Origin of the sequence: Roseovarius salincola (assembly GCF_026891095.1) — a bacterium.
Classification (GTDB): domain Bacteria; phylum Pseudomonadota; class Alphaproteobacteria; order Rhodobacterales; family Rhodobacteraceae; genus Roseovarius; species Roseovarius salincola.
On the sequence record NZ_JAPTNL010000020.1, the window covers coordinates 21,491 to 45,681 of the forward strand.

The window sequence follows — 24,191 nt, forward strand, 5'->3', positions numbered from 1 at the left end:
CTTGGCCGGTATCGGATCATGTTCTGAGCGAAAATGCCGATCCGGAAAGAGGGTGAAAGCGCGCAAGTGGTGCGAGGGGCTATATACCGTGGGCGGGCTTCAACGCGTCGGGTCAGGCGGTCGTGGGCACGGTTTCACCGATCAACTCGCCCGCATCAAGCAGCAGATCCTCGCGGAACTGGTTGGCGACAAGCTGCACGCCCACCGGCAGGCCCATGGCGGCGCCATTGGTCACGGTAAGGCCCGGCAGGCCGAGAAAGGGCAGGCCGATCTGCGGCATCTGAGCGGCGATGATCGCCTCGAAGTCCGCCTGGCTCGCGACATCGCGCAGATCGGCGAAGGGCAATTCACCCGAGACCGGGCACAGCATCACGGGATACTTGGACAGAAAATCACGCCATGCCCTTATCAGGCGGGAACGCGACTGCAACGTGTCCATGAGCATATTGATTTCGGCATCGGGTGTGATCGCCTGAAGATATTCATAGATCAGTTCTGCATCCTGATCTGCCTCGTCGCGCACTGCCTGCCCGGCGCCGCGGCGCATTTCCGACAGCCACATGATCAGCTGAAGTTCCATCGCTTCGCGCAAGGGGGGCGTGTCGCATTCGACAACCTCCCAGCCGGTAAGCGAAAGCCGCGTTGCGGCGGCGCGAAGGGCGTCCTTGACGGGCTCGGCCACGTTCATACCGTCGGGCGCAAGGCAAAGTGCGGCGCGCCGAGGCAGGGTGGGGCCATGCATCGGCGCATGCATGAACCAGGGGTCACGCAGGTCGGGTTGTGCCATCGCCTCCAGCGACAGGCGCAGATCGGCGATCGAGCGGGCCAGTGGCCCGGACACCGCCATCAGCTGCGCGCCGATATGGCGATCAGGTCCAGTGGCATTAAAGGCGGGCACACGGCCCAGCGAGGGGCGTAGCCCGTGGATGCCGCAGGCATAGGCGGGGTAACGTATCGATCCGGCGATATCCGTGCCATGGGCGACTGGCCCCATACCCGCGGCGACAGCGGCGCTGGCGCCGCCCGAGGACCCGCCGGGCGTGATCCCGGGCACGCGGGGATTGGTAGTGTGGCCATGCAGCGTGTTGCGGGTGAACCAGCGTAGCGAAAAGGCGGGCGTGTTGGTGCGCCCGACAATCACCGCACCTGCCTTGCGCAAGTTGGACACCACGGGGCTGTCCTCCTGAGCGATCAGATTGCGCTGGATACGCAAACCGTTGGTGGTGGCAAACCCTTTCTGGTCGGTGTTGACCTTGATCGTCACCGGCACTCCGGCCATCGGGCCGGGGTCGAGCCCAAGTGAAAGCGCCCGGTCGATCGCATCGGCGCAGGCCAGGGCCTCGTCATCGCAGCGCGCGACAATGGCGTTGCAACCGGGATTGGCTTGGTCGATCCGGGAAAGCGTGCTTTCGATGATCTCGCGGGCGGAAATGTCGCGCTTGCGAACCAGGGTGGCCATCTCGGTGGCCGTCAAAGCCCAAAGGTCGCTCATGCGGCGCCCTTTCGCCAATCGGTACCGGGCACGGCAGCCAGCAGGTTGCGGGTATATTCAGCCTGCGGCGACAGGAACACATCCTGCACCGGCCCGATCTCGACCAGCTTGCCGTGCTGCATCACCGCCACGCGGTCGCACAGCTGGGCGGCGACGCGCATGTCGTGGGTGATGAACATCAGTGACAGGTGAAGGCGTTCCTGAAGATCGCGCAGAAGCGCCAGTACCTGCGCCTGGATCGACACATCAAGCGCCGATACCGCCTCGTCGGCGATGATCAGGTCGGGGTCCATCGCAAGTGCGCGTGCGATGCCGATGCGCTGGCGCTGGCCACCTGAGAATTCGTGCGGATAGCGATCCGCCGCGCCCGCGTCGAGCTCGACGATCTCGAGCAACTCACGGGCGCGGGCATGGGCCTTTTCGCGCGGCACGCCCTGCACGATTGGTCCTTCCGAGAGCGCGTGGAGGATCTTCTTGCGCGGATTGAGCGACGCATAGGGATCCTGAAAGATCATCTGGACGCGGCGGCGCGCGCTGCGCAACTGATCGGCGCTGAGCAAGTTCATGTCCTCACCGTCAAGGATCACCTCGCCGCTATCGGCTTCGACAAGCCGGACGATGGCGCGCCCGACGGTGGATTTCCCGGAGCCGGATTCCCCGACGATCCCCAGAACCTCGCCCCGCGCAATGGTGAAAGAGACCCCGTCGATCGCAGTCACGCTGCGCTTGGGTCTGAAGAAACCGCCCGATGTGACGAATGTCTTGCGCAGATTGCGCACCTCCAGGACAGGCGGGGCGGTGACCGGCTCGGGGGTGGGCACATGATCCGTCGGGATCGCCTGAAGCAGGGCCTTGGTATAGTCGTGCTGTGGCGCTTCCAACACCTCGTTGCTGCTTCCCTGTTCCACGATTTCGCCATAGCGCATGACGATCACCCGGTCTGCGATCTCCGCTACAACGCCGAAGTCATGGGTGATGAACATCACGGCCATGCCATGGCGCTGCTGGATCGTCTTGATCAGGTCGAGGATCTGCGCCTGCGTGGTCACGTCCAGGGCGGTTGTCGGCTCATCTGCGATCAGGATCGCGGGATCGAGCGCCAGCGCCATGGCGATCATCGCGCGCTGACGCTGCCCGCCCGAGAGCTGGAAGGGATAGGCGCGGATGATCTTGTCTGGATCGGGCAGGCCCACTTCGCCGATAAGGGCCAGCGACTTTTCGCGCCGCTCGGTCGGCGTGTGGCGGTTATGTGCTTCGAAGACTTCGGCGATCTGGTCGCCGATCCGCATCAGGGGGTTCAGCGCGGTCATCGGCTCCTGGAAGATCATGCCGATCCGGTCGCCGCGCAGCTTGCGGCGTTCGGCATCGGGCAGGGCCATGATGTCGCGCCCCTCGAATTCGGCCTCGCCGCACGTCACCTCGACCTGGTCGGGAAGCAGCCCCATAAGAGCATTGGCTGTCATCGACTTGCCCGAGCCGGATTCACCTACCACGCAGAGGATCTCAGCCGCGTTCAGATCAAAGGTCACGTTTTGCACGGCATAGGCGCGGTCAGCCCCCGGTGGCAACGAAATCGCCAGATCGCGAATGGAAAGAACAGGTTTCATGCTCAGCGCCCCTTTCTGGCCAGACGCGGGTTCAGCGCGTCATTGAGGCCCTCGCCGATCAGGTTCAGCGCCAGCACCGTCAAAAGGATAGCTACACCGGGAATGAAACTCAGCCACCAGGCGCTGCGGATCACGGTGCGCGCGGCGCCGATCATGTATCCCCAGCTCATGATATTGGGATCACCGAGCCCCAGGAACGAAAGCGAGCTTTCCAGCAGGATCGCCGTTGCCACCATCAGAGACGCCATGACGATGATCGGTGACATCGCATTGGGCAGGATATGGCCAAACAGGATACGCGTGTTCGACAGCCCGGTAAGCCGCGCCGCATCGACGAACTCGCGTTTGCGCAGCGACAGCACCTCTGCGCGCACGAGGCGGGCGACGGGCGGCCAGCTGACAATGGCGATGGCGAGGGTAATGGTGGGCAGGGTCGGTTCCATAATCGCCACCAGCACGATGGCCAGCGCGAAATTGGGAATGGTCTGGAAAAACTCGGTGAAGCGCATCGCGCCATCATCCACAAGCCCGCCGTAAAAGCCCGCGAAAGCACCGAGAGGCACCCCGATCAGTAGCGCGACCATCGTAGAGACCAGCCCGACGATCAGCGACACGCGCGCACCATGCACGAGCCCCGCAGCCACATCGCGCCCCAGCGTGTCTGTGCCAAGCGGGAAACCGTCCATCGTGAATGGCGGCAGGAACGGGCGCTGCACCATTTTCCATGGGCTGTCGGGGTAGATCAGCGGCGCGAAGATCGCGAGCAGAACGACCGTCAACAAGATGATCAGGCCGATCAGCCCGCCGCGGTTGCGTGAAAAACGTTTGAGGAAATCAATCATCGGTCTGCCTCCTCATATCCGCGGGTCTATCAGCCGATAGGCGATATCGGTGATGATGTTGAAGACTATGACCATCGCGGCGGACACGAGGAACACACCAAGAAGCGTGTTGTAATCGCGCGCCGTCAGGCTTTCGAACATGAGCCGCCCGATCCCCGGCCAGGCAAAGACAGTTTCGGTCAGCACCGCGCCGCCCACCAGTTGTCCTGCCTGGAGGCCCGCGAGTGTCACCACGGGCAACAGCGCGTTGCGCAGGATGTGGCGGCGCCGGATCGTGCCTTCGGCCAGCCCCTTGGAGCGGGCCGTCTTGACGAAATCCATCTGGCTGACTTCAAGCACCGACGAGCGCGTCATGCGCAGATAGACCGCCATGAAGAACAGACCCAGCGTCAGCGCGGGCAGGAACAGGTGTCGAAGCCGGTCAAGCAGCAGATCGAAGCCGTTCAACCCCGCGCCCACGGTTCCATAGCCGAAAGCCGGGAACCAACCCAGATAAACCGAGAACAATACCACAGCCATCAGTGCCACCCAGAATAGGGGCGTTGCGTAGAACAGCAACGCCATCGAGGTGATCGCGGTGTCGCTCCACTTGCCTTGCCGCGCGGCAGCGGCCAGACCAAAGATGATGCCCAGAAGCAGCGACATGCCAAAGGCGGTCAGCGTCAGCAGCAGCGTCGCGGGCAAACGGTCGAGGATCAGGTCGAGAACCGGCATCTGCTGACGATAGGAATAGCCAAGATCCAGTTGCAGCACACCCGAGACGTAATGCCAGAATTGCACATAGAGCGGCTGATCCAGACCGAACTGTTCGCGAAGCTGCTGGAGGAACTGTTCATCCGCCGCGCCCGCTTCGCCGGCCATCACCATAGCCGGGTCGCCGGGTGCGGCATGGATCAGAAAGAAATTGAGGATGACGATCAACAACAGCGTGATCGCCGCTTTCGCGGCGCGCGCAAGGATCGCAACGGCAATGGTCATGATCTGGCCCCGGCCGGTTTGAAGATGTCAGGAAAAGCCCGGTACACCCGGCGGAGGACATGCCCCGCCGGGTCCCGTGTTTCGCTGTGTCTTATTGTTCGATCCACGCGTCGCGCAGACCGTCATTCACACCGATAGCGGTTGTCACGAGATCCTTGACCTCGCAGCGGTAGATCGTCGGGAACTCGATCTCCAGAAGCCAGGCAACCGGCACGTCGTCCACCAGTTGCTGCTGGATCTCAGTATAGATGTCCTGACGGGCCTCGCTGTTCGGGGCGACGGCGGCTTCGGCAAACATCTCGTCCATATCGGGATTGTCATAGCCCGCGACGTTGTTCCACGGGCTGCCTTTGGCGATATTGGACGAAAGATAGCTGCGCGCCACGCCGAGTGCCGGGTCGCCATACTGGTAGAGATAGGTAAAGGCGATGTCGAAATCCCATTCGGCCTGTTTCTGGTTCCAGCCGGCGACATCGGTCGCGACCACCTCGACATTGATGCCGACCTCTTCAAGGTTCTGCTTCATCGCCTCGGCCCAGCGTTGCCAGGTTTCGCCGTAGGGCAGGGGCAGGATGCGCACGGGCGTGCCATCATAGCCCATCTCGGCCAGCAGCTCCTTGGCCTTTTCGGGGTCGGTGTCATACATGATGGTGTCATCGGTGTAGAAATTCGTCTTTGACGAGACCGGGCTTGTGGCGACCGTGCCAAAGCCGTTCCAGATCACATCCTTCACGAAGTCCCGATCCATCGCATACATGACCGCCTTGCGGAAAAGCTTGTTCGAGGTCGGGCCTTCGCGGTTGTTCATCCACGCCATCGCGTGGGGCGCGAAATACTCCCAACCTTTGCCCGTGGAGCAGACATTATCCATTTCGGTCAGGCGTTTTACGTCCCAGTTCTCGACCGACCCGCCGGGCAGGACATCGACTTCGCCATTCTCGAAGGCGACGGCGCGCGAGGCGGCGTCCGGGATCACCCGGTAATAGACCTCGTCCAGGTAAGGCTTTCCATCGAGGTAGTAATCCTCGTTCTTGACGAGATGGATGTAGTTGCCCTTTTCCCAGGCCTCGAACTTGAACGGGCCAGTCCCGATCGGGGTGTTGTTGGCGGGGTTGTCGGCGTAATCGGTGCCCTCATAGATATGTTTGGGAACCATCGGCATCGTGCCGGCCTCGAACACGCCGATGAAGGGGCCGAAGGGGTTCTTCAGCTTGAAGACGACGGTGTGATCGTCAGGTGCGGTGATCGATTCCACATGTTCGAGACTGACCCGCAGGCGTGCGTGCTTCTCGCGCAGGAACTTGTCGACCGAAAAAACCACGTCCTCGGCGGTGAAGGACTCGCCGTCATGCCATGTAACGCCTTCATGCAGCTTGAAGGTGTAGGTCAAAGCATCGTCCGACACTTCCCACGATTTGGCCAGCGAGGGCTGCGGATTCAGGTCGGTATCGTAGCGCAGCAGGCTTTCATAGATGTCGCCTGCCACCAGCTGGGTCGGCCCGTTCTGCACGAGGCCCAGCATCAGGCTGGGCGGTTCGGGCTGAACGACGATATCGAGGCGGCCGCCCGCATCCTGTGCAAAGGCGGGCATCACCAGCCCTACTGACAGGAGTGACGCGGTAAAAATATTCTTCATCAAGTGGCTCCCTGTTGGCAATCGCGAGGGCCACGGCCAGACTCGCGACTAACCGCGAGCCGGGCAGACCCCGCCATGATCTTGTATCGCGCCTTGCCGGTGATCCGGTTCTGCGGCACGTTGTTCTCACAACCCGCCATCATAGGGGCGGGACGCATGAGTATAGTTCATCGGCAGGCCTGTGCCGAGTCAAGGGAAATTGTCGACAGGCGACAATTCGGTCGCTAGCTTAAGGGAATGACGATGGATTCCGAGCCACTTTTCGAACCTCTGACGCGCGATGCTCTGACCCAGCGGATCGCGCGGATCCTTACGGATGCGATCGTTTCGGGGAAGCTCAAGCCGGGGGACCGCGTGGCAGAATCCGTGATCGCGCGCGACCTGGGTGTCAGTCGCGCGCCGGTGCGCGAGGCGGGGCGCCTTCTTGAAAGCGCCGGATTGCTGGTGTCCATGGCCAATCGTGGGTTCTTCGTGCGAACCATCGACGCCGACGATCTTGACTCGCTTTATGAGCTGCGGCTCTGCATCGAGCGGGAGGCTACGGCGCGCACCGTCCGCGAGGGGCGCGTCGCCGCGATCCGCGACCAGCTCCTGGCCCAGATCAAGGACATGGTGGTGATGTCGGAGGACAATCAGTTGATCCATCAGATCGGCGTCGATCTTCAGTTTCACCGGTTGATCGTTGAAACAAGTGGTAATCTTCGCTTCCTGGCGGTGTTTGACAAGCTGGCGTCGGAAATTCAGGCCTGCACGGCCCTGATCGAAACGGTGTTTGACGAGCCGGGGAAGGTCGCGCGCAATCACCTGCTGATTGTCGAGGCACTGGATTCAGGCGACGAGGACGCAGCGCGCGCGGCTATGGACTATCACATCGGTGTCGCGCGCGACGCGGTGGTTGGCCATTTCCGCAGACTGGAAGGCGCGGGCGACAGCATCGTCTGAGCGGCGGCGCGCGTGCTCAGCCCAACTGGCTGGCTGCGCGCGCGAGGCTTGTGATCCGCGCCCAGTCGCCCTCCCGGAGCGCATCGGTGGGCGCGACCCAACTGCCGCCCACGCAAAGCGTGTTGGGCAAAGAGAGGTAATCACCCGCATTCTCGGGCGTGACGCCCCCGGTCGGGCAGAAGGCAAGGCTGGGCAGGGGGCCGGCCAGAGCCTTGAGCGCGGCAACCCCGCCCGAGGCTTCAGCCGGGAAAAACTTCAGCATGTCGTAACCGCGCTCAAGCAACAGCATCGCTTCGGTGGCCGTGGTCGCGCCCGGCAGCAGCGGCAGATCAAGTGCCGCGCAGGCCTCAAGAAGGTTTGGTGTACTGCCGGGGGACACTGCGAACTGCGCGCCAGCCTGGTGCGCCGCTTGCGCATCCTGGGAGTTCAGAACCGTGCCTGCGCCCACTATTACGCCCTGAACGGCGCGCATCGCCGTGATCGCTTCAAGGGCCGCCGGGGTGCGCAGGGTGACCTCGAGCACAGGTAAGCCGCCCGCGACGAGCGCACTCGCAAGGGGCGCGGCCTGCTCGGGAATATCGATCACCAGCACCGGGATCACCGGAGCCATGGCGCAAAGCCGGCGGGTCCTGGCGCTGCTCTCTTGGGGTGTCATTCTATGCTTTCCGGCGATTGGATGGCCGAAGCGCCAAGCGTGGCCGGGCCGGCGTTCTGACGAAACAGCGCGAACAATTCGCGCCCGATGCCATGGGCGTTGGCGTCAAGATCCGGAATGACGGGCGCACGATCAAGCGCACCTTCGGTCAACACGTCAAGCCGTCCGGCCTTTGCATCAACCCGCAGGATATCGCCATCGCGCAGCCGCGCTAGCGGACCATCAAGCGCGGCTTCGGGGCTGACATGCAGCGCTGCGGGCACTTTGCCGGATGCGCCCGACATGCGCCCATCCGTGACCAGCGCGACCCGATGACCGCGTTCGAGCAGAACCGACAGGACCGGGGTCAACCCATGCAATTCCGGCATTCCATTGGCACGCGGCCCCTGAAAGCGGACCACGACGACGCAATCCCCGTCGAAGTCTCCTGCGCGAAAGGCGGCCTTGACCTCTTGCTGATTGTCAAAGACGCGGGCAGGGGCCTCGATCAAATGCAGAGCATCGGCCACGGCAGATACCTTCATGATTCCGGTCCCGAGATTGCCGGTCAATTTCCTGAGGCCGCCGGTGCGCTGGAACGGATCGCGCACCGGGCGCAGGATCTTGTCATTATGGGATCGCGCCGGTCCGTCGCCCCATGTGGCCCGCCCATCCACAAGGCGGGGTTCCTGCGCATAGCGCGCGAGGCCCGGCCCGGCCACGGTGGTAACATCATCATGCAATAGCCCCTCGGCCAGAAGGTCGCCGATCATGTATTGAAGCCCGCCCGCCGCGTGAAAGTGGTTCACGTCGGCAAGGCCGTTTGGGTATACCTTGGCCATCTGGGGCGTGACCGAAGAGATCGCCGCGAAATCCTCGGGGCGCAGTTCGATTCCGGCGGCGCGCGCCATTGCGGGCAGGTGCAGCACCAGATTGGTCGATCCCGCGGTCGCCATCAGCCCGACGATCCCGTTGACGAAAGCGCGCTCGTCCAGCACTGACGCGGCCGGGGTGTAATCGTTTCCGAGCGCCGTGATCGCAAGCGCACGCTCGGTCGCGGCCTCGGTCAGCGCGTCGCGCAGCGGCGTGCCGGGATTGACGAAGCTGGCCCCCGGCAAATGCAGCCCCATGAATTCCATCAGCATCTGGTTGCTGTTGGCGGTGCCATAGAAGGTGCAGGTGCCCGGTCCGTGATAGCTTTCCATTTCGGCGCGCATCAACGCGTCGCGGTTGATCTCGCCGGCGGCGAATTTTTGACGCAGCATCGCCTTTTCGTCATTGGGCAGACCCGAGGTCATGGGTCCCGCGGGCACGAAGATCGCCGGGATGTGGCCGAAACTGGCGGCGGCGATGACAAGACCGGGAACGATCTTGTCGCAGACGCCGAGATAGGCCGCCGCATCGAAGGTATTGTGGCTGAGCGCCACCCCCGCCGCCATTGCGATCACGTCGCGCGAAAACAGCGACAGCTCCATCCCCGGCTGACCTTGCGTGACCCCGTCGCACATGGCGGGCACGCCGCCTGCGACCTGGGCGGTGCCACCGGCGCGCCGCGCGGCGTCGCGCATGCGATCGGGGAAGGATTCGAACGGGCGATGCGCCGAGAGCATGTCGTTATAAGCGGTGACAATGGCGAGGTTGGGGGCGCGATGTGCGGCCAGGCGATCCTTGTCGCCGCCCATCGCGGCATAGGCATGGGCCTCGTTGCTGCAACTCAGATGCGCGCGGCGCGGCCCGTCCTGTGCGGCGCTGCGCACCCTGTCCAGATATGCGCGCCTGCCTTTGGCTGAACGCGTGCTGATCCGGGCGGTAACATCCGCGATAGTAGGGTGAAGCGGCATCCTGTGGTCCATGTGATATGCGTTAGCGATAACATATCACCGCGCCCGGAGGGTTTCAAACCGAACCGAAGCGATCCGCACGATAGGGCGACAGATCGACATTGGGGGGGGCGCCATTTAGCAGGTCGGCCATGATGCGACCGGTGCGCGGCGCCATCATCAGCCCGTAATGCGAATGACCAAAGGCACCGTATAAACTGGGATGACCCGGGATTTCGCCGATGACCGGCAGGCTGTCTGCAAAGGATGGGCGGATGCCGCTCCACGTTGTCAGGGCGGCCGTGTTCAAACCGGGCAGCATCTGGCGCGCCAGCTTTGCGATCACCTCGGCGCGGCGCGGATCAGGTGGTTTGTCAAGCCCGCCGAATTCGGCCGTGCCGGCGGCGCGTATGCCGTCCTCCATTGAGCTTGCGACAAATTTGCGGTCAGTATCCATAACCGAATTATTGAGGCGCACTCCGGGATCGGCGAACATCAAGTGATATCCGCGCTCTGCCTCAAGCGGGAGTTTCAGGCCCAGAGGTTTTAGCAGCCGCGCCGACCAGGCCCCGGCGGAAAGAACGATGCGCCGGGCATGCAATGTCGTGCCTGCGCATTCGATCTGCCAGCCGCCATCGGTGCCCGGGCGCAGCGCCTTCACCTCATGCTTCAGGATTTCGCCTCCCGTTGAGCGCAGTTTGTCGGCCAGGGCCTGCATCAGCCGCCCGGGCGACGTGGCGCGCGCTTGCCCGTGGATGATGACCGCCGCGCGGAATTCGGGTGAAAGGTCGGGCTCCATCTCGCGCAGGGCGGCATCGCCGATCACCTCGACCCTGGCCCCGGCGGCGCGGCGCAATTCGCTGTCGAGCCCGGTGTCGCGGGCGGTATCGGGGTTGCGATGCGCCAGCACGTAACAGCTGTCCTGCAACAGGGCCTCGTGGCCGGTACCAGCAAGGTGCTGACGATAGATATCGACACTTCCGTCGCTCAGCGCATGCATCCCCAGCGAAATCTGGCGGACCCGCTCGCTCGTGCCGTTGCGCAGGAAACTGAGCGCCCAGGGGAGGAAGCGGGGCAGGTGGCGTGCATGCACCGTGACCGGCCCCAGCGGGTCAAGAAGCCAGCCAGGGGCCTTTTTCCAGACCCCCGGCATGGATTGGGGCACCACCGAAAAGGGCGAGATCACCCCTGCATTGCCCATCGATGCGCCTTGCCCTGGCGTGTCGCGGTCGATCAGGCGAACCGGGATGCCGCGCCCGGCCAGTTCAAGCGCGGTGCAAAGTCCGACTGCCCCGCCGCCCAGGACCGTGACCTGCGAGTCGGTATCATCGGGCGGCATCGCGTGCCGCCCCCTCCGCGCGCTTGCGTATCAACTGCGGCAGAGCGGCCAGCCCCACCACAAGCAGCGCCAGAAGGTCGCTTGACCCGCTTGGCGCAACCAGAAGCAGACCGCCGACGATCATGACAAACCGGCCCCATGGCCCCATGGCGGTGATGAAGTAGCCAGCAACCGACGTGCCTATGAGGAACACCCCTGTCGCACATGTGAGCGACACCTGTAGGAAGGACATGAGCGTGAAATACTCGGGCAGAACGATCAGGATCGTGGGCGCATAGACGAAAACCATCGGCACGAGGAGCTTACCAAGGCCCAGCGTGAAAGCATTCAGCCCCGTGCGGAACGGGTTTGCGCCCGCAATCCCGGCGGCCGCATAGGCCGAGGCGCAAACCGGAGGCGTGATCTCGGATATGACGCCGTAATAGAGGACGAACATATGTGTCGCGAGCGGCGGCACGCCCAACTGTGTGAGCGCCGGCGTGGCGACCGCCACAAGCATGATATAGAGCGCCGTGGTCGGCAGCCCTGCGCCCATCAGGATACAGGCGATGGCGATCAGGACCAGCGAGATGAATTGCTGGAGCGATGACAGGCTGAAGGCTTCGGAGGGAATCCAGCCCACGAAGGGATGCACCCAGGCCGCCATGTCCGCGGCACCGTTGGTCACCATGAAGCCCATGCGGAAGCCCACGCCGGTGGTGTTGATGACACCCACGACGATCCCCACCGCTGCCGATGCGGCACCTACGGCCAACGCATATTGCACGCCGACATGGAAGCTGTTCAGCAGATCCCCGAAGTCTTTGCGCTCATTGCGGTGTATTGATCCAAGTATCGTGAGCGCGGCAAGAATTCCTGCAAGTGTCGGAGAGAACCCGGCGCCGCTTAATGCGGATGCCTTCCAGAAAATGAACGCCAGAAGCGCCAGAGGAATCGCCAGGGTCAATGGCCGGTCGATGCCGCAGAAACCGACCACGATACAGAGCAATAGCCCGACGAATGCCGCCATGTTGGGTGAATAGCCCGAGAATAGGACCACCAGCAGTGCGATCAGCGGGATGATCGTATACCAACCCTTGCGCCAGACTTCGAGGAAGCGAGGCAACTGGTCCTTGGGATAGGCATGCAGGCCCAGGCGCTTGGCGGTGTAGTGCACAATGGACATCACGCCTATGTAATGCATCAGCGCTGGCACGATGGCCGCGATCACGATCGTGGTGTACGGCACCTCGAGATACTCGGCCATGAGAAAGCTGGCGGCCCCCATGATCGGCGGCGTGATCTGGCCCCCTGCCGAGGACGCGGCCTCGACACCGCCGGCGAAATAGCCGGGATAGCCCATCTTCTTCATGTTGGGGATTGTCAGGGATCCGGTCGAGACCGTGTTGGCGATGGAGCTGCCCGAGATCGTGCCGAAGAAGGCCGATGAAACCACCGACACCTTGGCCGGGCCGCCGGTATAGCGCCCGGCCAGCATCATCGCATTGTCGACGAAGAACTGCCCGAGTCCCATGCGCTGTGCCACGACCCCGAACAGCACGAAGTGAAAGACGACCGTGGACACCACCCAGAGCGTGATGCCGAAGATGCCTTCGGAGGGGAAATACATGTTGTTGACGAACTGCTGCCAGTCAACGCCCGGATGCTGAAGGATCTGCACCGGCATTGACGGGCCGAACAGCGCGTAGCCCATAAAGACCATGATGATCAGCGGCAGCACGAAGCCGATGGTGCGTCGCGCGATCTCGAGCGTGGCGAAGATCAGGATCGAACCGAGGATCACATCCATGCTGGTGGGATTGCCCTGCCGCAAACCTTGTTCAGGAATGTTGAGGCCGAAGCGATCGATCCCCCGCCAACTGACCCAGAGAAACAGCGCGGCCAGCATCCCCGAAAGCGCGATCGCCCAGTCATACAGCGGCACATTGCCGGGCCTCAGCCACCCTTTGCCTTCATAAGACAGGCTGCGCGGTGTCCGCAGGATGGGGAAGTAGATGAAGATGAACAGGAACAACCCTGCTAGGTGGATTCCCATATGAACATGATCGACGGGTGTGCCGAACCCGGCGGTCCAGACATGATAGGCGGCGAACAGAATGGACGCCCAATAGATCGCCGGGGTTAGGGTCGGGCCATTATCGCGGGTGTTGAGGGCGCTGTCGTATTTCTTTTCGAGCTCTTCAAGCTGATGGGCGTCCAGATCCGTGGACAGACGATCACTGGCCATGGGCATGTCCTTGGCGAAAGGGAATATGAAAACGAGCGGCGCGCGGACGCGCCAGGCGATGCGGTGGAATGCGATCTATCGAAATGGGCCAGCCGCGCAGGGCTGGCCCGAATCGTGTCAGCGGATCACTCCAGCATGCCGGCTTCCTTGTAGAAGCGTTCGGCACCCGGATGCAGTGGCACACCGATCCCGTCGACCCCGTCAAGGGCGGTTTCCATCGTGATCACCTTTGCTTTGGGGTGACCACTATCCATCAGCTTGCGGGCAGTATCAGACCACATTGCCTTGGTGACCTCGTAGATCAGCTCTTCGTCCTGATTGGCATTTGTCACAAGGATTCCCGACACGGCGAGCGTGTCAACATCGTAATCCACTCCGGGATAGGTGCCCGCAGGGATTTGCGACTTGATGTAGTAGGGAACGGCCTCGTTCCCGGCGGTCAGCTCTTCCTCGGACCAGTCGTAAAGTTCCATGCCCTTGGTGTTGTCGAGCTGGATCATGGCGGCAACTGGCGTGCCCGCCGCATAGAAGTAGGCATCGAGCTGACCATCAGCGAGGCGCTCGGCACTTTGGGTATTGTTGAGTTCGGCCTCCTGAATGTTGTCACGCGTGATGCCCTGCGTTGCCAGAATGAGTTCTACGGCGATCTGCGTACCGGACCCGGCCTGAGCGATCCCGACGCGTTTGCCCTCAAGATCCTTGAGGCTGTCCAACTTCGCGCCCTTGGGCATCACAAGATGTAGATCCTCGGGGAACAGATTGGCGATGACGCGCAGGTCGGGCTTGGGATCCCCCTCAAAAGCAGCGATGCCTTTATAGGCGAAATGAAGGGTAGCCGCGCCCGTGAGGCCGGCTTCCATCTGACCCGCCTGAACGGCATTCACGTTATGCGCCGAAGCGTTGGTGGATTGCGCCACCGCCACAAGGCCAGGCACGCCGCAGTTCCCGCCCTCTTCGCAGGGGCGCGATCCGGGCGGATTCGAGATGGCGTTGGCAATTATCCCGCCAATGGGAAAATAGGTGCCGCCTGACGCACCGGTCCCGATGCGGAAGAATTTCATGTCCTGCGCGGTAGCGGGCAGCGCCATGGCGAGGCCAGCGATGGTTGCTATTGCCAGATGTCTCATATGTTTCATGTGTCGTATGTCTCCCTGTGGGTCATTGGTTCAAGCCGCCGGTTGATCCGGCTCATCATTATGGGGCGTGATGCGCCCGGTGCGACCACGGTGCCAATTCCTGACTATAAACACAAATTCAAAGTTTATTGATTATCATAAAATTCGATTATAATTAACTGCACATGAACATTGGCCAACTCACTGCCTTTCGGGAAGTCATGCTGGCGGGGTCGGTCTCGCAGGCCGCGCGTAATCTGGGGCGCACGCAGCCGGCGATCAGCACTGCGATCGCCGCGCTGGAATCCGAGCTTGGCATGCAGCTCTTCGAGCGGCGCGCGCGCCGCCTTCATCCGGTGCCCGAGGCGCATTACCTGCTGTCCGAGGCGACGGGAATCCTGGGGCGCCTGGACAGTGCCCGCCAGAACCTGAGGAACCTGAAGTCACTGGATAGCGGTGAGTTGCGCATCGTTTCCATGCCGGGGCCATCTGTCTTTCTGGTGCCGCGACTGGTCAGCCGGCTGACGCAGGGGCGCGACGATATCCGCGTGACCATCATCACCCGCAGCTCACCACAGGTGCATCAACTGATCTCCACGCAGTCCTATGATTTTGGCATCGCCGACATGGGTGCGAATTTTGATCGCACATCGCAACTGGTCGCCACCCAGCCTGCCAGCAGCCGCTGCATCTGCGCGCTCCCCGCGGGCGACCCGCTGGCCGCGCAAGATGTTGTGACGCCGAGCGACCTTGACGGCCGGCCGATGGCGATGCTGCATGAAAACCACGCCACTTACCGCGACACCCGCGCCGCGTTCGATGCGGTCGGGGCCGCGTTTGATGTGCGTTACGAGACGCAGTATTTCATTCCGCTCCTCAATTTCGTGGAACTGGGGCAAGCCTGTGCCGTGGTCGATACGATGAGCGCAGAAAGCTACCAGGGCTATCGCGGCGCTGACATGCAGCGCATCGTTTTTCGCCGTTTCGAGCCCGCGATCACGGTGGAGTTCCACGTTCTCACGCCTGCGCACCGCGCCCCTTCGGCGCTTGCCTCCGCTTTCAATGCGCTGTGGCAGGACGAAGTTCGCCGGATCAACGCCGCGTTCTGAGGTCTTTCAGATGTTGATGATGATCAATGACATGTCCTGCATTCTGGCCATGATGGGGATCGTGTCGGTTGTGGCCCCGGACCAAAGGGCCGCTCCGGCGAAGCGAGGACAAGGAATCGAAGGGCACGGGGCCGCCCGATTCTGGCGGTTGTGGCTCTCGCGGGACGGGTGGCATGACAGTTTATGAGGACCGGCGCGATGCGGCGCGCCAATTGCTAAGGGCGCTGCCGCCGCTTGATGAGGGGGAGGACGTCGTCGTTCTGGCGCTGCCGCGCGGCGGTGTGCCGATCGGTGCGGTGATTGCAGAGGCGCTGAACGCGCCGCTGGATCTGATCCTGGTCCGCAAGGTGGGCGCGCCGCGAAATCCTGAACTGGCCGTTGGCGCCGTGACGGGTCCCGGCGCGCAAGGGCTTGTCGTTAATGAACCGGCGGCAAGGGCCTTTGATCTGACGCGCGCTGACATCGAGAGGCTGGCCGCCCCCGAACGCGAGGAACTGGAACGCCGCCGCCAAGCCTATATGGGTGACCATGAGCCCGTGCCTGTGAAAGGGCGCACGGTCCTCGTGGTCGATGACGGCATCGCCACCGGGACGACCCTGCGCGCTGCGCTGGCGGCGCTGCGTAATCTTGCACCCGCGCGGGTGATCGTGGCCGTGCCCGTGGCCAGCTCGGAGGTTCTGGACAGTCTTAGCAGTCTTGCTGACGAGATCATCTGCCCTGAACCGCAGCTGCGGTTCGGTGCGGTCGGCGGGGCCTACCGCGTGTTCGATCAGATTCAGGATGATGAGGTGATCCGTCTGATGCGGGACGCGATCGCGCGCAGGGCCATGCACTGAACGCAGCGCGTGCCGCGCCGCGAAGCGCGCAGGACCGCAGTCATCGCCCATGTTTTGCCGAAATGAGAGGCACGCAGCAGTGTCGCGGCTTCGCGGCGAATTTAGGCTTTGCATTCTTACTGATTCGGAGTCCAATGGACTTGCTCGCCTGGCTTGTATTGTCGCCAACCAGAGTTTTCCCGTTGCGGGCCGCCGGATAGGCCTCCGGCAGATGTCATCCGGTGCCTGATCGAGCGCGTCCGAAAGCGGGGAACAGACATGAACGTCATTTCGATAAGGCATTCGGCCTCATGCCACTGTAGCGAGTGTCCGGTCCTTCAGACCGGTCTGTGCAGCCATGCCGATGCGCAGACCCGGATCGAGATCAGCCGCGCGGCGCGACATGTGCGGGTAAGGCGCGGCCAGTCGATCATGATCCAGGGCGACAGCGCCCGGGATCTGGCACTCGTGACCTCGGGCGTCGTCAAGACGGTGCATATGACAGAGTCGGGGGACACGCAGGTGCTTGGCTTGCAGTTCACCGGGCATTTCCTTGGGCGTGTCTTTGAGCCTGTGATCCGGCTTTCGTATGAAGCGGCAACCGAGGCGACGCTTTGTCTTCTCAACCGTCATGCTTTCGAGGCGTTGTTGTCACGTTCGCCGGGGCTCGAGCATGGGTATCTGCTGGCCACGCTGGAGCAGATGGATTCGATGCGTGCATGGATGTGCCTGCTGCGCGGGCGCATGGCGCGCGAGCGGGTCGCGGCGTATCTCTATTTGCGCTTGGATTCCCGCAATAGTGCCGACGCGATCGTGACCACGTCCGGCGGGCGCAGCTTCCTGGAATTGCGCCTGGGTCGCACGGATCTGGCCAGTCTTCTGGACATGTCGCCAGAGACCCTTTGCCGCTGTCTGCACTCGCTGGCGGATCAGGGTGCGGTGCATGTCGGCGCGCCCAATCATATCGAGATCCGCGATGCGCGTCGGCTTCTGACATGTGCGGGCCCGTCGCTTGACGGGGTGCTCAAAGCGGGCGCGCGCGCGGTCGTCTGACCGGGGCGCGCATCCTTGTGCCGCTGTCGGCAGGATGGTCAGCCGCGCCAGCGCCGTGCGACCGGCAAGCTTATGCGCAACCGGCGCAAGGTCGAAAGCGTTACCCCGTAATAGGCAGCGATCTCGGCGTCGTCCAGGCCATAGCCGCGCATGGCGCTCAGTGCCTCGCCGGGCAGGGGGCCAAGCTTGTGGATAATGGCGCCGTGGCGGATTCTGGGCGATCGGCACATGCAGGGCGGCGGTGTGTCGTGGGATAGATCGGGCATTGAAAATTCCCTTCATTTCGAGCAGCGCGCTGCGCGATCCGGGGCCAGGTTGCTTTAAAATCTCGAAACAGTATTGACCTTGGTCAATGACGTTGATGTGTCATTTGTCCGATGCTTGGGCAAACGGCGGTGTTGCGTGACTGACGGCGGCGGCGCTGGCGAGCTTTGATCGATGCAAGCGCTATTCCCCGAAGTCCATCAGGCTGGGGCAATCCCATTGAACCATGAGCCAATTGAAGGAGACCCTTTATGCCCGATACCACCCCGAGCAAGGCATTGACGCGGCAGTCAGTGCGCCAGATGCGTGCGTCTATTGCGCTTGCCGCGATCCTGATGCCGCGCGTCAAGGATATGAGAGCCGCACAGGAGCAGCTCCTGGATGAGACAGAGAGCGTCTCGAAAGCATGGTTTGCGCGCCGCCATACCGCCGCCAGCACCGGCGCCGAGGCATTGCAGCAGATGGGTGCGGTGGCGCTCAGCGATCCGGCGGCGGCGCTGAAGGTGATGGGTGCGTGGCAGGCCGGGTCCATGGGACGGATCGCGCAGGATTTGGGCGAATGGTCGGGACTTTGCGTGACCTGTGCAAACCGCACCCTGACCGCCGAGGCAGAAGCCGGGCGCGCCCTGATCGAGGACGTTGCAAGCCGGTCAATGATGCCACAGAACACGGCTACGGATCACGCGACACCGGTCTGAATCAGTAATCGCGCTCATAAAATACACCGACGCCAGTATTGCCGTCGGTGCCCACGCTGCCGCGCACCGTGACGTTGTCACTGACATCGAGATTGAGGTCGATCCTTTGGTTGCCGTCACTGTCCGCGGTCACTTTGGAGTAGATGTTCTTGCTGATATAGGCCCCGGCGGTGAATTCGGTCGTTCCTTCGGCATTCGTCGTCACGTCAAGATTGCTCAGCCCGAGTGAATTACGTAGCCCGCTCATGAAACCGCCCTCCAGTTGCCCCGTGAGGGTGGCGACGGCAGCGGCCAGCTGTGCGGCCTGGAAAGGTGATATCTTGTCGATACTGCGTCCGAACAGCAGGCGTGAGACCACCTCTTCCTGAGGCAGTTCCGGGGTCGAGGTGAAGGTGATCTCTGGTGCACTGGCCAGACCTTCGATGATGACATTGACAGTCATGTCATCGGCTTCGGTTTGTGCCAGGAACCGGAGATAGGGGTCGAACGCGCCGCGCAGGTCGATCAGACCTTCGGTCAGTTCCAGCCGGCGCCCCAGTATGTCAAGCCGCCCACGTTGCAGCGCGAAGGTTCCACTGGGGACGACATTGTTGGTGGTACCTCTCAGAACCAGTGTGCCACCGAGTTCGGCATCAAGCCCCCGGCCACGCACGAAGATCCGATTGGGCGCAGTTATCGTGATATCGAGATCAAGGGCAGGGCCTTCGGGGGCATCCTCTTCCCGGACCAGGCCGGCGCGGCGGCGGGTCTCGATGACCTCTGCGGTATCGTTGCGGTGGCGGATCTGCGGAAGCAGGCCGACATTTGCGATGTCCGACGACGGAATGCGAATTTCCGTGGGGCCAAGAGCCAGATTGCCCGCCACTCGCGCACCGGCGGTCAGCGGCCCGGACACTGTCAGCCTGCCCCCGACAGCGGTGCGATAGAGTTCGGGATCGCTGTGAACCAGCGCGGCCAGCACGACAGCGAGATCGGTCTGGAAGGGTGGGGTCAGCTCGATGGGACCGCGCAGCAGGATGTCGCCGCCCTCGCCACCGGTGGCCCGCAGGTCGAACTGCGCCCGAGCGTCGGAAAGAGTGATCCGCCCACCAATATCCGTCAACGCCGCCGAGAGCGTGGGCAAGGACACCCGTGCGCCCGAAAGGTCGATATTGCCGCTTACCGAAGAAAGAGCGGGGGGGCCGTTCACCGAGAGGTCATAACGGGCCGTCCCTGCGACGGAGCGTGGCGCGATGAAACTGTTGGCCAGCCCAAGGGGCGCAGCGCCGCTGGCCTTCAGCGCCAGTCGCTGTCCGTGATTGAGGATATTGCCGGTGATGCGCGCCGCGGTGCCGCCGGGGCCGCTTGCCGAGAGATCAACGCCGATGTCCCGGCCCATGTCATCGCGCAGGGTAATCTGCCCGGTGGCCTCGGCGGGTCCCGAGACACCCGGTGCCAGCAGCCCCAGATCGTCAAGGCGCGCGCTTACATTGATCGGTGCGCCGGCACCCGAGCCCCGCGCCTCCAGCGACACCCGTCCGGATTTGAGCGATAGCAGATCAAGCGCGATCTGACCGGATTCACGCGTCGCCTTGAGGGCGGCATCGAGCCGCCCGGCGATCAGCTTGTCGAGTTCGGCCATGCCGCTGCGCAGTTCGCGCCCCTCAAGCGTGATGTCCAGCTGCCCGGTCGCCCCGCGCAGCGCGCCATCGCCTTGGGCGCGCAATGAGACTTGCCCGGCAAGCGGACGCCCGGCCAAGGCCGAGAAGCGTGAAAGATCCGGTGCGGTCAGCGAGACGCGTCCTTGGACCGGGAGGGCCTCTTTCGCGGGTTCGATCTGGCCAGTGGCGCGCAGTTCGGCCCCGGCAAATTCGGCGATGATGTCGCGAAACGTCAGCGCGCCGCCCGCTGTCCAGCCAAACCCGCCATTGACTTTTGCAGGCCCCGACAGCCGTGGTTCGACCAGCGAGGTTTCCGCAAGCGACACCGCGAGGTCAAGCGTGCCGGATTGGGCATCGAGCCGCCCCGAGATGTCGGCCTTGACCGCTTCGTTATCGAGCTGCAACCGGTCCAGCACCGTTCCTTCCTCGTCGCGTCGCGCGATGACACGCAGGGTTGTCGGCGGTGACAGGACCGGATCAAGGCGGGGCTCACCGATGGCCAGACCGTCGGTACCCGCCTCCAGCGTCAGATCGAACGCGCCGCCCAGAAGCGTGCCCTCACCCGACAGGCTGGCGCGTGCCGCGCCGGCCAGATCGCGCCCGGTTATGGGCCCGAAACGCGCAAGGTCGCCGGCCGTGACCGTGGCCTTGCCGCTGACCGGGAACCCATCCGCAAGCCCGTCCAGCTCGCCTTGCGCGTCCAGCGTCGCATCCCCGCTGGTCGCTTGCAGGCGCTCGATCTTGAGCGGCTCATCCTCTTGCCAGCGCAGGCGCGCGCGGCCCTGCGGTGCCTGGCCGACGGCCTGAGCCATTGCAGCGTCGTCATGGCTGAAGTCCTCGAGCGCGAATTCCAGCACGGCATCGAGCGCGCGGGGGCCGTCGAGAACGATCTGGCCGCTGCCTTGAAGGCGCGCACGCGAAATCCGCATCCCATCGTGGCGAAGATCGTCAATGGTGGCATCTGCCTGCCAGCCCTGACCCTCATCAGCATCATAGCGCGCCGATATCCTTGCGCCCGCCAGCCGCGTTGGCGGGCCGGTCATGGGCAAGCGCATCAAAGCGCCCGCAGCGTCGAGCTCGCCATCGAGCGACAGGCGCAACGGCCAGCCTTGCGAGTCCAGTTCCAGCGACCCGTCAAGGCGCAGCTGTTCGGTGCTGAGCTTCAGCCGGTCGATCACCGTGGCGCCGTCTCTGCCGCGCCGGCCATCAAGCGCGATGCGCGAGCGTGCACCGAAGAAACCGCGCAGGTCACTGGTGAAGAACGGTCGCAGATCGCCGCCCAAACGCGCCTCGAAACGGTGCGTGCCGCTCTCTGGTGTCGCCGGGTCGCCGCCGCTGGTATCATGCTGAGCAGGGGTTTCGGCGATCGCCCGCACGATGCCGGTCAGCCGTGGAATGTCGTTGCGCATCAGCGCCATGCGCGCCTCGTAGTCGTCGATCGGGTCCTTGCCGCGCAGAGTCAGCCCGAGGGCAGGGCGGTCGGGCATGTTCAACAGGCCCGAGACGATACCGCCCGGACCTTCGCGCAGTTCGAGGTCCATCGCGAGGATGCGGGTCTCGTTTGAATAGGCAGCGTCAAGGGTCAGCTGCGCCTCATCGTCAAGGCGCTCGACCGCAAGCTTGGCCGCGCCGTTGCCGCCTTCCAGCGACAGGCTGCCCTCAAGTGACAGGGCGACGGCCTCGCCAAGCACCGGCGGACCCAAATCGACCCGCGCGGCGCTGACGTCACCGATATTAACCGAGACCGGCAATTCGGGCAGGGCGAACGATGTGGCCTGCGCATTCTCGGGGGCGGTCCCCCCGGAGCCGTCCTGCGCATTGGGCAGACGCTCCAGAATGATCTCCTGCGCGGTCAACCGGTTCACCTCGAGGCGCCCGCGCAGAAGTGCGCTGCGGGTCCATTCCAACGTGACATCGCGCAGCGTGAGCCAGATGCCGTCGGAATCCGCGATGGTCAGTTCCTCAAGGCTGGCCTCGGAAGACAGCGCGCCTTGAAAGCCGCTTATGCGCACGCCGTGCCCGGCCCCTGACAGATTGTCCTCGATAAAGGCCTGGAGGAGGCCACGTTCGCGCGCCGTGTCAGTCTCCGCGTCCTGCGCCGACAGGCCACCCGCCCAGACCGCCAGCAGGGATATGATCAGAATGATACGCATCAAAAGGCCTGTCCGATCCCGATGTAAACCTCTACGTTGCCGCTTGAGCCGCCGCTGACGGGCGTCGCCACGTCGAGGCGGATCGGTCCGATCCCGGTATTGTAGCGCAGGCCAAGCCCCGCACCGCTATGCCAGTCACCATTATCAGTGCCCCAGCTGTCAGCGCCCACGAACCCAACGTCGTAAAACGCCACCAGCGACAGCGCGTCGCGCAGCGGCGCGCGCAGCTCGCCCGAGAAAGCCATGAAGGAGCGCCCGCCGATCTCGAGGCCGCCGCCAAGATCGACCGCCAGCGATTGATAGGGCTGTCCACGCACCGTGCCCGCCCCACCGGAATAGAACAGCATCCCCGGCGGCACCTCGGCAGCAGAGGCGCCCGAGACCGACCCGATCTGTGCGCGCCCCGCAAGCACGAAGCGGTCATCCTTGCCAAAGCCCAGATAGGCGCGCGCATCCCCATAAAGCCGCGCTCCGGCCGATCCCCCGTCGAGCCCCGCAAAAGGGGTTGCTTCGACATCGAGGTAATACCCTTCACGCGCATCAAGCTGACTGTCGCGGGTATCCCAGGTCAGGTTCAGTGGCAGCAGGACATGTTCAAGCGTGCGCGACCCGAGATCGTCATCAACTTCGGAATATCGATACGCGATCCCGGCCTCGCCTGTCAGGCTGTCAGAAAAGATATGCGTCAGGCCGCCTCCGACGCCGGCACTGCGTTCACGGTAGCTTGGCTCGTTCTCTTCGGCGATATGGGCATCGAGATAGAGCCCGGTATCGGGTGTGAATGTCGCCGGGCGGTCGAAACGTGCCGAAAGATTGTAATCCTCGCCTCCGGTGTCGCCACCAATCCCGCTGATCGAGGCATCGAAGCGGAGTCGCTCAGCGCCACCCAAAAGGTTGCGATGCAGCCAAAAGGCTGACAGGCCCAGCCCCTCGAGCGAGGATATCTCGGCCCCGAACCCGATGCGGCGGGGCTTTTCGTCGACGACGCGTGCTTCGATGTTCAGGGTCCCGTCGGGTGAGGGGGTCTCCGCCTCGGTTACCGAAACAGAGCGGAAAGCGCCTGTGCGCCGCAGCCGCTTGGCCGCCTCGTCCACCTCGTCGGGCGAAAAGGTCTTGCCGCTCGGAAGCCCTGCGATCTCGCGCAGGCGGTCGGGGCGCACGCGTTCGGTCTTTCGCACCACCAGGTCGCCGAAACGCAGGCGCGGTCCCGGTTTGAGACGGATATCGGCGGTCAGGACATTGTTCTTGTGATTGGCGACGATCTTTTGACCTGCGATTTCGGCCTTGGCGTGCCCAAGATCGCGCCACCCGTCGATCCCGGCCTGCGCGGCATCCGATATGAGGCCGCTTTCGGCATAGGCGCCAAACTTGAAACCGTCGGGCAGCTCCGTGCCCGGTGCACGCGGGGTGACATCAGCACGCGCGAAGATGAATCGCGGCCCCGCCAGGACCCGGACCGAGACCCGGTCGATCCGGCGGATCCGCGAGAGCGGGGGAATCTCGGCGGCTTCGCGCCCATCGACAATGATCCGGATCACCCCGCCATAATAGCCCGCGCCATAAAGCACGCTTTCGAGCCGACCGTAATCCGCCCGCGCCGCCGACAGAAGATCCTGTGGCGTCACGGGTTCGTCACGCTTGGCCGTGCCCAGCGTGAGTGATGCCGACTCAAGCTTTTCGACGAGCGCACCCGGCGCCCCCGGTGCGTTCAGATTCAGTTCGGTGGCAGATGCCCCGCCAGCAGCGGTGATGATCGCGAGAATGGCGACGGCGCGTTTCATCAGGTAAATTGATTCGAACAAATCTGGGCTCCATTGACGCCAGTGA

Annotated in this window: 18 protein-coding genes; 5 read left to right on the forward strand and 13 right to left on the reverse strand. The window is 63.4% G+C overall.

The genetic code is table 11. The features are described 5' to 3' along the window. Positions 1–112: 112 nt before the first annotated feature. The 5 genes from N5A93_RS16920 to N5A93_RS16940 form a co-directional block, all read right to left on the reverse strand. Positions 113–1,492 (reverse strand): amidase family protein, encoded by a 1,380-nt coding sequence (locus tag N5A93_RS16920; RefSeq protein ID WP_268956277.1) that lies wholly within the window; start codon positions 1,490–1,492, stop codon positions 113–115. After that, complete coding sequence (locus N5A93_RS16925) at positions 1,489–3,099, reverse strand: ABC transporter ATP-binding protein (RefSeq protein ID WP_268956278.1); 1,611 nt, start codon at positions 3,097–3,099, stop codon at positions 1,489–1,491. The genes N5A93_RS16920 and N5A93_RS16925 overlap by 4 nt, the downstream gene beginning before the upstream one ends. Positions 3,100–3,101: 2 nt before the next feature. Next, on the reverse strand, positions 3,102–3,941 hold the full coding sequence (locus N5A93_RS16930) for an ABC transporter permease (RefSeq protein WP_268956279.1): 840 nt from the start codon (positions 3,939–3,941) through the stop codon (positions 3,102–3,104). Positions 3,942–3,953: 12 nt separating this feature from the next. After that, positions 3,954–4,919, reverse strand: coding sequence for an ABC transporter permease (locus N5A93_RS16935; RefSeq protein ID WP_268956280.1), 966 nt, complete (start codon positions 4,917–4,919; stop codon positions 3,954–3,956). Between the two features lie 91 nt (positions 4,920–5,010). After that, positions 5,011–6,555, reverse strand: coding sequence for an ABC transporter substrate-binding protein (locus tag N5A93_RS16940; RefSeq protein ID WP_268956281.1), 1,545 nt, complete (start codon positions 6,553–6,555; stop codon positions 5,011–5,013). A 237-nt stretch (positions 6,556–6,792) separates the two neighbouring features. Between N5A93_RS16940 and N5A93_RS16945 the strand changes: the two genes are divergently transcribed. Then, a complete protein-coding gene (locus N5A93_RS16945) occupies positions 6,793–7,497 on the forward strand; it encodes a GntR family transcriptional regulator (protein ID WP_268956282.1) in 705 nt (234 codons plus the stop codon). Between the two features lie 16 nt (positions 7,498–7,513). Here N5A93_RS16945 and eda read toward each other — a convergent pair whose 3' ends face one another. The 5 genes from eda to N5A93_RS16970 all read right to left on the reverse strand — a co-directional run bounded on the left by eda (position 7,514) and on the right by N5A93_RS16970 (position 14,653). Beyond that, positions 7,514–8,152, reverse strand: coding sequence for a bifunctional 4-hydroxy-2-oxoglutarate aldolase/2-dehydro-3-deoxy-phosphogluconate aldolase (eda, locus tag N5A93_RS16950; RefSeq protein WP_268956283.1), 639 nt, complete (start codon positions 8,150–8,152; stop codon positions 7,514–7,516). Beyond that, a complete protein-coding gene (gene edd, locus N5A93_RS16955; protein WP_268956284.1) occupies positions 8,149–9,972 on the reverse strand; it encodes a phosphogluconate dehydratase in 1,824 nt (607 codons plus the stop codon). Before edd ends, eda begins: the two co-directional genes overlap by 4 nt. Before the next feature lie 55 nt (positions 9,973–10,027). Then, positions 10,028–11,290 (reverse strand): NAD(P)/FAD-dependent oxidoreductase, encoded by a 1,263-nt coding sequence (locus N5A93_RS16960; protein ID WP_268956285.1) that lies wholly within the window; start codon positions 11,288–11,290, stop codon positions 10,028–10,030. Next, positions 11,277–13,517 carry a TRAP transporter permease gene (locus N5A93_RS16965; RefSeq protein ID WP_268956286.1) on the reverse strand — a complete coding sequence of 747 codons (2,241 nt, stop codon included), beginning with the start codon at positions 13,515–13,517 and terminating at the stop codon, positions 11,277–11,279. The genes N5A93_RS16960 and N5A93_RS16965 overlap by 14 nt, the downstream gene beginning before the upstream one ends. A gap of 125 nt (positions 13,518–13,642) precedes the next feature. After that, positions 13,643–14,653: a TAXI family TRAP transporter solute-binding subunit gene (locus tag N5A93_RS16970; RefSeq protein ID WP_372920760.1), complete on the reverse strand. Its 1,011-nt coding sequence runs from the start codon at positions 14,651–14,653 to the stop codon at positions 13,643–13,645. Between the two features lie 164 nt (positions 14,654–14,817). Here N5A93_RS16970 and N5A93_RS16975 point away from each other — a divergent pair, with 164 nt between their 5' ends. The 3 genes from N5A93_RS16975 to N5A93_RS16985 all read left to right on the forward strand — a co-directional run bounded on the left by N5A93_RS16975 (position 14,818) and on the right by N5A93_RS16985 (position 17,609). Further along, positions 14,818–15,741 (forward strand): LysR family transcriptional regulator, encoded by a 924-nt coding sequence (locus N5A93_RS16975; protein ID WP_268956287.1) that lies wholly within the window; start codon positions 14,818–14,820, stop codon positions 15,739–15,741. 173 nt (positions 15,742–15,914) lie between these two features. Further along, positions 15,915–16,577: a phosphoribosyltransferase gene (locus tag N5A93_RS16980; RefSeq protein WP_268956288.1), complete on the forward strand. Its 663-nt coding sequence runs from the start codon at positions 15,915–15,917 to the stop codon at positions 16,575–16,577. A 258-nt stretch (positions 16,578–16,835) separates the two neighbouring features. Further along, the gene (locus tag N5A93_RS16985; protein ID WP_268956289.1) at positions 16,836–17,609 is read left to right on the forward strand and encodes a Crp/Fnr family transcriptional regulator; all 774 of its coding nucleotides are present in this window, start codon (positions 16,836–16,838) and stop codon (positions 17,607–17,609) included. Positions 17,610–17,647: 38 nt separating this feature from the next. Here N5A93_RS16985 and N5A93_RS16990 read toward each other — a convergent pair whose 3' ends face one another. Then, a complete protein-coding gene (locus N5A93_RS16990; RefSeq protein WP_268956290.1) occupies positions 17,648–17,875 on the reverse strand; it encodes a hypothetical protein in 228 nt (75 codons plus the stop codon). A gap of 249 nt (positions 17,876–18,124) precedes the next feature. Between N5A93_RS16990 and N5A93_RS16995 the strand changes: the two genes are divergently transcribed. Further along, positions 18,125–18,571, forward strand: coding sequence for a hypothetical protein (locus N5A93_RS16995; protein ID WP_268956291.1), 447 nt, complete (start codon positions 18,125–18,127; stop codon positions 18,569–18,571). Position 18,572: 1 nt separating this feature from the next. Here the strand turns inward: N5A93_RS16995 and N5A93_RS17000 are convergent, their stop codons facing one another. Then, a complete protein-coding gene (locus N5A93_RS17000; protein ID WP_268956292.1) occupies positions 18,573–22,364 on the reverse strand; it encodes a translocation/assembly module TamB domain-containing protein in 3,792 nt (1,263 codons plus the stop codon). Continuing rightward, on the reverse strand, positions 22,364–24,166 hold the full coding sequence (locus N5A93_RS17005; RefSeq protein ID WP_328407164.1) for an autotransporter assembly complex protein TamA: 1,803 nt from the start codon (positions 24,164–24,166) through the stop codon (positions 22,364–22,366). Before N5A93_RS17005 ends, N5A93_RS17000 begins: the two co-directional genes overlap by 1 nt. Positions 24,167–24,191 lie beyond the last annotated feature (25 nt).